The 12979-nt window shown below is 68.6% G+C and carries 11 protein-coding genes; 4 read left to right on the top strand and 7 right to left on the bottom strand.

Annotated elements, in window-relative coordinates; translation table 11 throughout:
• Nucleotides 1-3 precede the first annotated feature (3 nt).
• The 5 genes from ACFSXZ_RS22755 to ACFSXZ_RS22735 form a co-directional block, all read right to left on the bottom strand.
• Nucleotides 4-1149 carry a cystathionine gamma-synthase gene (locus ACFSXZ_RS22755; protein WP_378267169.1) on the bottom strand — a complete coding sequence of 382 codons (1146 nt, stop codon included), beginning with the start codon at nt 1147-1149 and terminating at the stop codon, nt 4-6.
• A gap of 63 nt (nt 1150-1212) precedes the next feature.
• Complete coding sequence (locus tag ACFSXZ_RS22750) at nt 1213-1644, bottom strand: hypothetical protein (RefSeq protein ID WP_378267168.1); 432 nt, start codon at nt 1642-1644, stop codon at nt 1213-1215.
• 10 nt (nt 1645-1654) lie between these two features.
• Nucleotides 1655-2188: a hypothetical protein gene (locus ACFSXZ_RS22745; RefSeq protein WP_378267167.1), complete on the bottom strand. Its 534-nt coding sequence runs from the start codon at nt 2186-2188 to the stop codon at nt 1655-1657.
• A 446-nt stretch (nt 2189-2634) separates the two neighbouring features.
• Nucleotides 2635-3990, bottom strand: a complete 1356-nt coding sequence (locus ACFSXZ_RS22740; protein ID WP_378267166.1) for a hypothetical protein — start codon at nt 3988-3990, stop codon at nt 2635-2637.
• 124 nt (nt 3991-4114) lie between these two features.
• The gene (locus tag ACFSXZ_RS22735) at nt 4115-5491 is read right to left on the bottom strand and encodes a cystathionine beta-synthase (protein ID WP_378267165.1); all 1377 of its coding nucleotides are present in this window, start codon (nt 5489-5491) and stop codon (nt 4115-4117) included.
• Between the two features lie 160 nt (nt 5492-5651).
• On the opposite strand from ACFSXZ_RS22735, the gene ACFSXZ_RS22730 reads away from it, so the two are divergent.
• Entirely contained in the window at nt 5652-6872 is a 1221-nt protein-coding gene (locus tag ACFSXZ_RS22730) for an acetyl-CoA C-acetyltransferase (protein WP_378267164.1), read from the top strand.
• Between the two features lie 166 nt (nt 6873-7038).
• Here ACFSXZ_RS22730 and ACFSXZ_RS22725 read toward each other — a convergent pair whose 3' ends face one another.
• Nucleotides 7039-7524 (bottom strand): LppU/SCO3897 family protein, encoded by a 486-nt coding sequence (locus ACFSXZ_RS22725; protein WP_378267163.1) that lies wholly within the window; start codon nt 7522-7524, stop codon nt 7039-7041.
• 443 nt (nt 7525-7967) lie between these two features.
• Nucleotides 7968-8789, bottom strand: coding sequence for a Bax inhibitor-1/YccA family protein (locus ACFSXZ_RS22720; RefSeq protein ID WP_378267162.1), 822 nt, complete (start codon nt 8787-8789; stop codon nt 7968-7970).
• 261 nt (nt 8790-9050) lie between these two features.
• Between ACFSXZ_RS22720 and ACFSXZ_RS22715 the strand changes: the two genes are divergently transcribed.
• From ACFSXZ_RS22715 to ACFSXZ_RS22705, 3 genes are all read left to right on the top strand, one after another.
• Nucleotides 9051-10193 (top strand): hypothetical protein, encoded by a 1143-nt coding sequence (locus ACFSXZ_RS22715; RefSeq protein WP_378267161.1) that lies wholly within the window; start codon nt 9051-9053, stop codon nt 10191-10193.
• Nucleotides 10194-10195: 2 nt separating this feature from the next.
• Nucleotides 10196-10837 (top strand): class F sortase, encoded by a 642-nt coding sequence (locus ACFSXZ_RS22710; protein ID WP_378267160.1) that lies wholly within the window; start codon nt 10196-10198, stop codon nt 10835-10837.
• A gap of 117 nt (nt 10838-10954) precedes the next feature.
• Complete coding sequence (locus ACFSXZ_RS22705; protein ID WP_378267159.1) at nt 10955-12949, top strand: SDR family oxidoreductase; 1995 nt, start codon at nt 10955-10957, stop codon at nt 12947-12949.
• Nucleotides 12950-12979 lie beyond the last annotated feature (30 nt).

Below are 12979 nucleotides of genomic sequence, written 5' to 3'. Positions count from 1 at the left end.
GCTTTAAGCCAGGGCCTCGTGCAGGTCGGCGATCAGATCGCGCGGGTCTTCGATGCCCACCGAGAGCCGGAGCAGATCGTCCGGCACCTGCAGCAGCGAACCGCTCACGCTGGCGTGCGTCATCCGGCCCGGGTGTTCGATCAGCGACTCGATCCCGCCCAGCGACTCGGCCAGCACGAACAGCGAAGTCCGGGCGGAGACCGCCAGCGCGGCCGCTTCACCGTCCGCGTGCCGGAACGAGATCATGCCGCCGAACCGGCGCATCTGCTTGGCCGCGACCTCATGACCCGGATGTTCGGGCAAGCCCGGGTAGTACACCTTGGAGACCTTCGGGTGCGCCAGCAACGCTCGCGCGATCTCCTCGGCGTTGTCGCAGTGACGTTCCATGCGGACCGCCAGCGTCTTGATGCCCCGCAGGGTCAGCCAGGCGTCGAAGGCTCCCGGTACGGCGCCCGCCGAGTTGCGCAGGAAGAACAGCTGTTCGCGGAGTTCGTCCTCGTTGGTCAGCACGGCTCCACCGACGACGTCGGAGTGGCCGCCGAGGTACTTGGTGGTCGAGTGGACGACCACGTCGGCGCCCAGCGCGAGCGGGGTCTGCAGGTACGGGGTGGCGAACGTGTTGTCCACCACCAGCCGCGCACCCGCTTCGTGCGCGACTCCGGCCAGCGCCGGGATGTCGGCGATGCCCAGCAACGGGTTCGACGGCGTCTCGCACCAGATAACCTTGGTCGCGGGCCGGACCGCCGCCCGCACGGAGTCCACAGTGGACAGATCGGCGACGTCGTAGGTCACGCCCCAGGTCGTGAGGACCTTGTCGATCAGGCGGAACGTGCCGCCGTAGGCGTCGTTGCCGAGCACGAGATGATCGCCCGGCCGCAACACGGTCCGCAGCACCGCGTCGGAAGCGGCCATGCCCGAGGCGAAGGCCAGTCCGTGCCGCGCGCCCTCCAGCGAGGCCAGTTGCTCCTCCAGCGCGGTCCGGGTGGGGTTGGCCGTGCGCGAGTACTCGTAGTCACCGTCACGGGTGCCGCCGACACCGTCCTGCGCGTACGTCGACGTCTGGTAGATCGGCACGATGACCGCGCCCGTACGAGGATCGGGCTCCTGACCTGCGTGGATGGCACGGGTCTCGAAACCGAGATTTTCCATACCTGTCAATCTAGGTGGTGGCACCCACCGCGACCGCCGAGGGGGTCGAATAGGGATGGTCCGTCAGGACCAGCCGTTCGTCACCCACCGTGCGGTGGGGGGAGCACTGGCCAACACCAATGTCGTAACGGCCGGCACGCACAGGACTGCGGTGTAGCCCAGCGGCAGCGTGCTGCCGGTCAGGCCGAGGAAGTACACCCCGAGCGCGCCGAGCAGAAGAACAGCGACGTACAACAACAGTGCCGCCGCGGCCCCGACGATCGTGACCGTCTGGCCGAACGGCTTCGCGAGCACCAGGCCGACCCCGCCGATGATCAGCAGTCCGGCCACGCTCAGGTGCAGCACGAAGGTCAGCAACCCCCGGCCGAGATCGCTGTCACCGGCGACCATCACCGCGCCCCCGGCCACGCCGATGAGATGGAAAAGACCGCCGAGGAGGGCGAGCACCGCCGCGGGAATGCCGGTGGCACCACCCCGCGGCACTTCCTTGGTCACGGCCATGTGCTTACCAGCCCCGGGGCGGATAGCCGGGCGGGGGTCCGTAACCGATCTCGGGCGGCCTGTCCCGCAGATAGCGGAAAGTCGACGGCAGCACGGCGAGCAGGAACACCAACGGCCCTCCGACGGTGGCGGCGACGCGCACGAAGGCGTCGTCGGGAATGAACTGGAACATCGCCCGGAAAAACTCGGTGAACCGGCCGGGCTGGAGCAACGTCGACTCGGCCACGACGGCGGCCATCGCCACCAGTGCCCCGATCAACAGCAGGATTCCGCCTGCCAGCACCCGGAAGAAGGTCACCACCGCGCCGAGCAGCAGCAACAGCGCGGCACCGAGGTACAGTCCGAGCACGATCAGCGTCCGGTCCGGCTGGTCACTGATGCCGTAATAGATGAACTGCGTGACCGGCAGATAACCCAGTATCCCGGCGAGCGCGAGGCCGACGAGTCCGGCGAGAATCGCCGTGGCACCGTTGGGTGTTCGCTCGATGCCGGCCGGTTTTCGGCCGCGCTCCACGGGATAGCCGAACGGGTTCGTCACCTACGCCCCCCAACGCCGGGTGCGGCCCACGGGCCACATCGCGAAATCCGGCCGGGCGTGCGTGGTGCCGGAGCCACCGGCCGGGAAGGAAAGATGCCGGGGCTTGGCCGCACATCCGCCCGGAGAACACAGCCTCGCTCACCTTAGCGGCCGGATCCCGTTTCCGGGCCGTGTTCGCCGGAGAGCCTGTCTTCAAATCGCGAGGTGCCTGGTCAAGGTGAGTGGTCGAACCCGCCCCCGAAGGTACCCGATCTCGGGGGCAGGGCTCCCATCGGCGAAACGAGCCGTACCCACCAAAGGCGAGCCCTGGCCACGGGATCGGGTGGGCGGGTTTCAAGGCAAGCACTGAGACCCGCCGCCGGATTCGCCCGCGGATTTCCGGGCGTGGGCCGCGAAAGCGAAAGCCGGCCCCGGCGGACGCCGGGACCGGCTTCGATGTCCTCACCTCACCACTGGTGAGGTGGCTGACCGGGCTGCTGACCCGGCGACCCGTACGGACTGGGCTGCTGCGGCGGCTGCCCGAAACCGCCTGGCTGTCCGAAGGGACCGGGCTGCTGCGGCTGACCCGGCTGCGGGAAGCCACCGCTGGACGGGTTCGGCCCGCCCGGCTGCCCGAACCCACCCGGCTGACCGGGGAAACCACCTTGCTGGCCCGGGAAACCGCCCTGCTGACCGGGGAATCCGCCCGGCGGCGGCCCGTAGGGACCGGGCTGCTGCGGCGGCTGCCCGAAACCGCCGGGGTGACCGGGGAATCCCCCGGTCGGCGGGCCGAAGCCGGGAGGACCACCAGGAGTGGGGCCGCCACCCATACCGATGAACTGCGCGGTCTGCGGGAAGAAGCCCAGCAAGCCGATGGCCAGCACGACGATGCCGAAGATCAGGTCGGTCACGATGCGACCGACCGAGAAGGTGTACTGCGCGCCGAAGATGATCGCGAACAGCAGCAGCAGGAAACCGCCGCCCACCGCGAGGAAATGCGCGAACTTCTGCTTGAGGATGATCACGACCCCGGCGCCCGCGGTGACCACGCCGCCGACGATCAACATGATGAAGTAGAAGATCGCCGCGCCCGGAATGGACGACTTCGACGACGCGTCGGCCATCTCCCGCCGGCACGCGTCGGCGATCGGGCCCGAGTACTGGTCACAGAGGGACGAAGCGTTCGACGACGAAGACCCCGCGTCGGCCCAGAGGGTGATGGTGAGGATCGCGGAGAGCAGGCCGAGCACGATCAGCACACCGGCGGCGATCCAGCCGAACATCTGGGTGTTCATGCCGGCTCCGCCGCCGGGAGCGCCGTAGCCGCCGGGAGGACCGTAGCCCGGAGGCGGGCCGTAACCGCCGGGCTGTCCCGGCATGCCGAAGCCCTGGGGCGGCTGGCCGTAGGGTCCCGGCTGTTGCGACGGGAATCCGCCCGGTTGCTGACCGAAACCCTGCTGTCCCTGCTGGGGTTGACCGAAGGCCTGCTGCGCCACGACGGTCGGGTTGTCCGCTGCGCTCGGCGGAGGCGCGTACGGGATCGCGGGCGGCTGCGCGCCCGGCGGCACCAACTGCGTCGACTCGCCCTGCGCCGAATCGCCACCGCCTTCCCCCTCGGACGACTGGCCGGGCTGCACCACTTGCGTCGGCTCGGCGGTTTCGCCGAAACCGCCGCTCGGCGACGGTGTCTGACCGGGCTGAACCACCTGGGTCGGCTCCGACGAAGCGAACGGGTTGTCCTGTTGTGGCTGGGGACCACTCGGCGGGCCCTGCTGTGGCTGGCCGCCACCCCAGGGCTGGTTCGGTGGCTGCGGAGCACTCATGTGGGTCTTGAACCCCCTTGACGAAACTGCGGAGACAGGTCTTCTCTGGCGGAACACGCTATCGGATACCGTACGCCCTTGCTGGTAACGGCCTGGGCATATCGGGCGATGTAGTGGCCCCTTTTCAGCTCTTGCGCCCGGCCAGGAAACTCAGAAGATCGTGCCGCGTTACCACGCCTGCCGGTTTCCCGTCAACCAGTACCAGCGCCCCATCGGCGCCGGAAAGGGCTTTGAGTGCCGCGCCCACCGGCTCGCTCGCGCCGATGGTGGGCAGCGGATCGGACATGTGCCGCTCCAGCCGGTCGGCGAGCGCGGCCTTGCCGGTGAACAGGGCGTCCATCAGATCACGCTCGTTGACCGCGCCCACCACCTCGGCCGCCATCACCGGCGGCTCCGCGCTGACCACCGGCATCTGGCTCACCCCGAACTCCGACAGGATCGAGATGGCTTCGGCCACCGTCTCATTGGGATGCGTGTGCACCAGGTCGGGCAGCGAGCCGGTCTTGACCCTGAGTACCTCGCCCACCGTCGCTCCCGACGAATCGGGCGACAGGAAGCCGTAGGCGGACATCCACTGGTCGTTGAACACCTTGCCGAGGTAGCCCCGGCCACCGTCCGGCAGCAGCACGACGACCACGTCGTCCGGGCCGAGCCGCTTCGCCAGCCGCAGGGCCGCCGCGGCCGCCATCCCACAGGACCCACCGACCAGCAGTGCCTCTTCGAGCGCGAGCTTCCGGGTGACCGCGAACGACTCGGCGTCGGAGACCGCGATGATTTCGTCGGCGATCGCGGTGTCGTAGGTTCCCGGCCAGAAGTCCTCGCCGACGCCTTCGACCAGATAGGGACGCCCGGAGCCGCCCGAATACACCGAGCCTTCGGGGTCGGCCCCGATGACCTTGACGCGCCCCTGGGAGACCTCCTTGAGGTACTTCCCGGTTCCCGAGATCGTGCCGCCAGTACCCACGCCGGCGACGAAGTGAGTGATCCGCCCGCCGGTCTGCTGCCAGATCTCGGGCCCGGTCGAGTGGTAGTGGCTGGCCGGGTTCTCCGGGTTGGCGTACTGGTTGGGCTTCCAGGCGTTTTCGATCTCCCCGACCAGCCGGTCGGAGACCGAGTAATAGGAGTCAGGATGGTCCGGCGGCACCGCGGTCGGACAGACCACGACGCGGGCGCCGTAGGCCTTGAGGACGTTCTGTTTGTCCTCACTGACCTTGTCCGGGCAGACGAAGACGCAGTGGTAGCCCTTGCGCTGGGCGACCATGGCCAGGCCGACACCGGTGTTACCCGAGGTCGGCTCGACGATGGTGCCGCCGGGGCGCAGTTCTCCGGATGCTTCGGCGGCCTCCACCATGCGCAGCGCGATCCGGTCCTTCACGCTGCCACCGGGGTTGAGGTACTCGACCTTCGCCAGCACCAGGGGCTGTAGCCCCTCGGTCAGCGAATTGAGCTTGACCAGCGGGGTGTTGCCCACGAGGTCGACGACATGCTCGGCATATTCCACGCCGTTGAGACTACTGTCGCGCGACGCGCGTCCGTTGAGGGTGGTGGTGGGAGACGGGTGGGGTTTCTTTACGCGGTGTGCCGCAGCACACTCCGGATGAGGCAAGGGAGAACTAGACTCCCACTAAGCACGCGCTTACCGACTCGAAGGAGCGTCCGCCATGCCCGAAGCCGTCATTGTCGCCGCCACCCGCTCCCCGATCGGCCGGGCCAACAAGGGGTCACTGGTCAGCATGCGCCCCGACGACCTGGCGGTCCAGATGGTGAGGGCCGCGCTGGACAAGGTCCCCCAGCTCGACCCCACCGACATCGACGACCTGATGCTCGGCTGTGGGCTTCCCGGTGGTGAGGCCGGATTCAACATGGGCCGGGTGGTCGCGGTCGGGCTCGGCTACGACCACCTGCCGGGCTGCACGATCACCCGCTACTGCTCGTCCAGCCTCCAGACCACGCGGATGGCACTGCACGCCATCAAGGCCGGCGAGGGCGATGTGTTCATCTCCGCCGGTGTCGAGACGGTCTCGCGGTTCGGCAACGGCAGCTCCGACACCTGGCCCGACACGCACAACCCGTTGTTCGCCGATGCCGAGGCGCGTACCGCACGGGTCGCCGCCGAGGGCGCGGACAGCTGGACCGACCCGCGCACCGAGGGCGAGGTACCCGACGTCTACATCGCGATGGGCCAGACCGCGGAAAACCTGGCCCGGCTGAAGAACGTCTCCCGTGAGGAGATGGACGAGTTCGGCGTACGTTCGCAGAACCTGGCGGAAAAGGCGATCGCGGACGGGTTCTGGGCGAAGGAGATCACCCCGGTCACGCTGCCCGACGGCACCGTGGTGACCAAGGACGACGGCCCCCGTCCCGGGGTCACGGTGGAGAAGGTGTCCCAGCTCAAGCCGGTCTTCCGGCCGGACGGCCGGATCACCGCGGGCAACTGCTGCCCGCTCAACGACGGGGCCGCGGCACTGGTCGTCATGTCCGACACCAAGGCGGCCGAACTGGGGGTGACCCCGCTGGCCAGGATCGTGTCCACGGCGGTGTCCGGCCTGTCCCCGGAGATCATGGGCTACGGGCCGGTCGAAGCCTCGCAACGGGCGCTCGCCCGCGCCGGTATGTCCATTTCGGACATCGACCTGGTGGAGATCAACGAGGCGTTCGCGGCGCAGGTCATCCCGTCCTACCGCGACCTCGGCATCGAGCTCGACCGGTTGAACGTCAACGGCGGCGCGATCGCGGTCGGGCACCCGTACGGCATGACCGGCGCCCGCATCACCACCACGCTGATCAACTCCCTCCAGCACCACGACAAGCAGTTCGGGCTGGAGACCATGTGCGTCGGTGGCGGACAGGGCATGGCCATGGTCATCGAACGCCTCAGCTGACCGCCGCGTTGGGGAGGAAGGTGGCTTTACTACGGATCATCCGTGCTCGATCGGCGGCCGGACGAAAAGCGTGTCCGGCCGCGTGCAGCGGCCTCCGGTGGGCAGCCGACGCAGGTAGTCGCCCACCGTTGCCGCCTCCGGCCGAGCAAAGCCACCTTCCTCCGTTTCAGATCGAGGTCTGGCTGAGCTCCAGGTAGCAGTAGGTGCTCTTGGGCTGGGAGTAGCTCCGGTACGACGTGGCGTCGGTGCCTTCGCAGCCCGACTCGTCGGCGACGCCTTGTGCCACCTTGACCACCTTCACCTCGGCCTTGCCGTCGGCACAGTCGACGTGCAGGTAGCCCTGGGTGGTGGTGCTGCTGAAGTTCGCCAGGCAGTCCCCTTCCCTGTCATTGGGGATCAGGCACAGCTTGTACGAACCACTGACGGAGTATTCGTCGTAGTCGCCGTCGGGACACCTGGCCGCGCCGTCGTCGAGTTTGACCGCGACCTTGACGTTCGCCGAGGGGTCGGCGCAGCCGACCCGGTCGGGTTCGTTGCCGCGCTTGAACTCCTTGACGTTGAGACAGTCGCCGACAGCCGCGTTGCCGGGCGAACTGGTGGCCCAGAAGATGCCGCTGGCGACGACCACCGCGGCGAGGACGATCGTGAACACGATCCTCACCGCGACGCGGTTCTTACGCGGCTTGACCGGGCTTCCTGGCGGCGAGACGAACAGCTGACCCGGCGGGCCGAACGCCTGCCCCGGCGGTCCGAATGCCCCGGGTTGTCCGTACGGGGGCGGACCGTAGGGCACTGGCGAAGGAGGCTGGCCACCCGGCGGGGGCCCGTAGGGCGGCCCTTGCTGCGGGGGAAGGCTCACACGAACCTCACAGTGGTGAAAAGCGGATCAGGATGTCCGCATCCAACACCGAGTGGTCGTCCCGCACAGCCAGAACGCGCCAACAGATGAACTTCACCGCGCCACCTCTGACCGAAAGTAGTCAGTGCGGTGCCCGGAGTATCACCCCCATCGCGTGAAAGCTCCCCTCGCGTGGTCCGGACCACGAAAAAGGCCTCCGGGCGGACGCCGCTCCGGAGGCCTTCTGTCGTGCCCGGCTAATCGTTCTGGAGATACGACAGCAGCCGCAGGATCTCCAGGTACAGCCAGACCAGCGTGACCATCAGGCCGAACGCGGCGAACCACGCCCACCTGGAGGGCATGCCTTCGCGGATCATCCGGTCGGCCATGTCGAAGTCCAGCAGGAAGTTGAACGCCGCGACCCCGATCACCACCAGGCTGAACAGGATCGCCAGCGGCCCGCCGCTGCGCAGACCGAGGTCCACGTTGAACAGGCCGAGCAGGAGATCGACGAAGATCATGACGATCACGCCACCGGTCGCGCCGATGATCCACTTCGTCAGCCGGGGGGTCACCTTGACCGCGCCGGTCTTGTAGACCACCAGCATCGCGGCGAACACACCCGCGGTGCCGATGATCGCCTTCAGCACGATGCCGGGGTAGATCATCTCGAACAGACCACTGATGGCGCCGAGGAAAACGCCTTCGACCGCCGAGTACAGCAGTGTCATGACACCGCTCGGCTTGCGGCGGAAGATGATCACCATCGAGAGCACGAAGCCGACCAGCATCGCCGCGAACATCAAGCCGACGACGGCGCCCAGCGCGCGGGACTCCGCCTGGCCGATCGCCCAGATGCCCGACAGGACACCGGTGACCAGCGCGGTGGCCAGGGAGAGACCCGTCTTGATGACGACGTCGTCGACGGTCATCGGCCGGTCGGCGGCCCCCGACGGCGCTTGAGGCCCACCGTAAGCGGGCCCGCCCCCGAGCGGTTGGTTGAAACCTACATTCGGTCCGTACTGGCCCGCGCTGCCGACCGGCAGCTTGCGGAACGCCGGGTTACTCGTGGAACGCACCTGATCCTCCTGGATCCTTTGGCACCTGCATGAGGTCTAACGGCATCGGACGCCGGCCGGTTCCCTCCGGAAGTAAAGCCGACTTTACCAATGCGGACGAAGATACTTAATTCGGGCGATTGCCGGTGACGCCCCATGAGACGACTCTTCACAGAGGGTGTCCATCCGGTCACTCCAACCTATCGAGGGGTCTTCGCCATGCCCGTGTACCCGCGATCAAACCTCAGGTCGCACAGAGCCACGCTGCCGCGCGTTTTCAGCGTGCTGGCGGCGTTCGCGCTGGGCGCGTTCGCCCTGGGTGCCCTCGCGCCCCCGGCGAACGCCGAGTACCAGGAGGACACCGGCCGTCCGGTCACGCCCGGCCAGCCCTTCGGGGGCAAGAGCCAGCCCGGCGACTGGCTTGGTTCATACCTGGTCGGCGGCAAGCCGGTGTTCTGCGTCGCGTTCGAACTCAAGGCGCCCGACACCGGCGAGAAGTACCAGCCCGGCGACGAGCTCAGGACCAAGTGGGGTGACCCGCTGCCCGCGGCCACCGCCGCGAACATCTCCTATCTCCTGCTGCGCTACGGCGACACGAAGGACCCCGACCAGGCCGCCGCGCTCGCCCACCTGCTCCACTCGTGGACAGCGGCGCCCCGGGCCGGCCATGACGACCTGAACCCGGCCAACGACTTCCGCCACATCGGCTACGACGCGCCGTATCACCTCGCCAAGCTGCCGGCCGAGGCGCGGGAGGACGTGCGTGAACTCACCGCCGACGCCGAGGCCAACCGGGGGCCGTGGACGGCCGCGGTCGACGCCCCCCGGGAGGACAAGGTAGGCGACGCCGGGGACTGGACCATCACCGTCCGCAACGCCAAGGGCAAGGGCGTGGCGAAGGTCCCGGTGACGGTCGAACTCGCCGACGCGAAGCTGCCCGACGGTTCCGCCAAGACCACGGTCACCACCGGCGACGACGGGAGGGCGAAGATCCGCGCGACCCCCGCGGGCCCGGACCCGCGGCTGGTGGCCGGGTTGTCCGCGCCCGCGGACAAGCCCTACGTGCGCTTTCCCGTGAGCGTGGACACCCAGCGGGTGGTGTCCACCGGCGGCGAGAAACACCTCAGGGTCGAGAAGGCCGCGAAGGGGAAGAACAAGCCGGGACAGCACGGGCCAGGAGAGAACGGGCCAGGAGAGAACGGGCCGGGCGGCAACGGGCCGGGCGGCAACGGGCCCGGGCACCACCCGGCCCACGAGGCCAACCAGGTGCCGACGGTGATCCCGGCGGGCGCGCCGCCGTCGGTGGTCCTGCGCGCGGGGACCACGACGAGCGGCTCCGCGACCGGCTTCGCCGTCACCGGCGGACTGGCCCTGGCGGGCTCGGCACTGGTCGGCTTCGTCGCCCGCCGCAGGACGAAGGGATAGCGATGTATTCGCGGCGCGGGAGGCGGAGGCTGATCCGGGCGTATCTCCTGGGTCTGGCGAGTGTGCTGCTGATCGAAGGGCTCGTCGCCGGGGTGGCGCTGTGGCCGCCCACGAGCACGGCCACCGGAAACGCACACATCGCGCCGTCACCGGAGGCGGCCGCCGGGCTCCCGGGGCCGGACCCGGGCGCGCCGGCTCCGCCTCCCGCGCAAGCGCCGGGCACCGTCCGGTTGCCCGGCGGCGGCACCGCCTTCCTGATCCGGCAGTACGTCGTGGACGGCGTACTGCCGATACCGGATCGCCTCGACCAGGCCGCCTGGTGGGGCGCGGACCTCGAGGCGGCGCGCGGTGCCAGCGTGTTCGCCGGTCACGTCAACTGGGGCGGCCGCCCCGGCCCGTTCGCCGAGTTGTGGACCGAGCGGATCGGGCAGGAGGTGATCGTCGTGGACGGGACGGGCAAGCCGTCGTCGTATCGGATCTCCCAGCTGTTCAGTCTCGGCAAGGACGAGCTGCCGCAGCGCGCGCCGGACCTCTTCGCACAGACCGGGCAGCACCGGCTCGTCCTGGTCACCTGCGGTGGCGAGTGGGTCGGCGGGGCCCAGGGTTACGCCCAGAACCGGGTGGTGATCGCCGACCCCGCCTGACCCTCACCTCGACCGCGGCCGTCGAGGTGACAACGCTTCGCCTTTTCCCGCGCGCGATCTCACGGAGAAAGCGGCCGCGCGGTGGTCCCGGCCGGGTCACTGCAGCACAATGTGGACATGGCCGGCTACCTCGTCACGGGCGCGACCGGATTCATCGGGCGCCAGTTCACCCAGCTCCTGCTCCAGCGCGACGACGCGGAGCGGGTGTATCTCCTGGTCCGCGCCTCGTCCCAGGACAAACTCGCCAACCTGGTCAGCGGCTGGCCGAATCCCGGCCGGGTCACGCTGGTACGCGGTGATCTCTCCGCCGACCGGCTCGGTGTCCGCGACGAGGTCCGCGACGAGTTGCGGGGCAAGATCGACCACGTCGTGCACCTGGCCGCGCTCTACGACATCACCGCGGACGACGAGACCAGTTTCCTGTCCAATGTGGACGGTACGCGCAAGGTGATCGAGCTGGCCGCGGATCTGCGGGCGAGTTGTCTGCACCACGTGTCCTCGGTCGCGGTGGCCGGGGATCACGAAGGCGTGTTCACCGAGGACATGTTCGATGCCGGCCAGCGACTGCCCACGGCCTACCACCGCACCAAGTTCGAGGCCGAGCGCCTGGTCCGCGAGCAGCACGAGGTGCCGTGGCGGGTGTACCGGCCCGCCATCGTGGTCGGGCACTCCCAGACCGGTGAGATGGACAAGATCGACGGCCCGTACTACCTCTTCCCCGCGATCGACAAACTCAAGGCCCTGCCCAATGTTCCCCTGGCCGGACCGGACCTGGGCGCCACGAACATCGTGCCGGTCGACTACGTGGCCAAGGCACTGGCCGAACTGGTCGGCAAACCCGGACTGGACGGCTGCGCGTTCCACCTGGTGAGCCCGGAACCGCAGCCGGTGGTCTCCGTCTACAACGCCTTCGCCAAGGCCGCCGGCGCACCCACCATCAACGTCGAACTCGACCAGCGCCTGTCCAAGGGAATCCTCAGGCTGGTCAAGCTCTCCGAAAACCTCCCCGGGGTCACGCTCGTCCGTAATTCCTTTTTGGAGCGTCTCGGGATTCCGCCGGTGCTGCTGGAAAACATCGGCTTCCCTTCGGTGTTCGCCTCGGCCGCGACCCGGAAGGTCCTCGCGAGCAGCGGGATCGACGTGCCGAGGATCGAGGACTACGCCGCCGTGTTGTGGCGATACTGGCGTGAGCACCTCGACCCGTTTCGCGCGCGCGTGCCCGGACCGCGCGGTGAACTCGACGGACGTCGCGTGATCATCACCGGGGCTTCGTCCGGGATCGGGCGGGCGACCGCGATCAAGGTGGCCGCCGAGGGCGGTGTCCCGCTGTTGATCGCCCGGCGGCAGCCCGAACTCGAAGAGCTGCGCGACGAGATCATCGCCGCCGGAGGCTCGGCGTCGGTGTATCCGACGGATCTGACCGACGAAGAGGCGGTCGCCAAGACGGTCAAGCAGATCCTCTCCGAGCACGGCCGGATCGACATGCTGGTCAACAACGCGGGCCGCTCGATCCGGCGCTCGATCAAGCTGTCCTTCGACCGGTTCCACGACTACGAACGCGCGATGGCGATCAACTACTTCGGCTCCGTCCGGCTGATTCTCGCCGTGCTGCCGCACATGATCGAACGCAAGTACGGGCACATCGTGAACGTTTCGTCGATCGGCGTGCAAGGCATCGCACCGCGGTTTTCCGCCTACGTCGCGTCGAAAGCGGCGCTGGACTACTTCAGCAAGATCGCGGCGACGGAGACGCACGGCGACGGAATCACCTTCACCACCGTCCACATGCCGCTGGTCAGGACGCCGATGATCCGGCCGACGAAGATCTATGACGCCTTCCCCACCCGGTCACCGAACGAAGCCGCCGCCATGGTCGTCCGCGCGCTCAAGGAGCGGCCGAAGCACATCGGGACGCCGGAGGGTTACCTGATCCAGGCGGCATACACCTTCCTGCCCGGTCTGGTCGACATGCTGGCCTACGAGGCCTACCGGATCTTCCCGGACTCCACCGCGGCAGGAGGCTCGGGAGAAGTCAAGCTGGGCAAGGGAGATCGCTACCTGTCGAAGGCCGCGACCAGTCTGGTCAAACTGACCCGCGGCTTCCACTGGTAGCGCCGGAACTGCCGGGTCGGAGAGCCTGAC

The organism is Amycolatopsis pigmentata, assembly GCF_042684065.1.
GTDB classification, from domain to species: Bacteria; Actinomycetota; Actinomycetes; order Mycobacteriales; family Pseudonocardiaceae; genus Amycolatopsis_E; species Amycolatopsis_E pigmentata.
The sequence above is the reverse complement of the archived record's forward strand: the minus strand, read 5'-3'. Positions and strand labels throughout refer to the sequence as shown.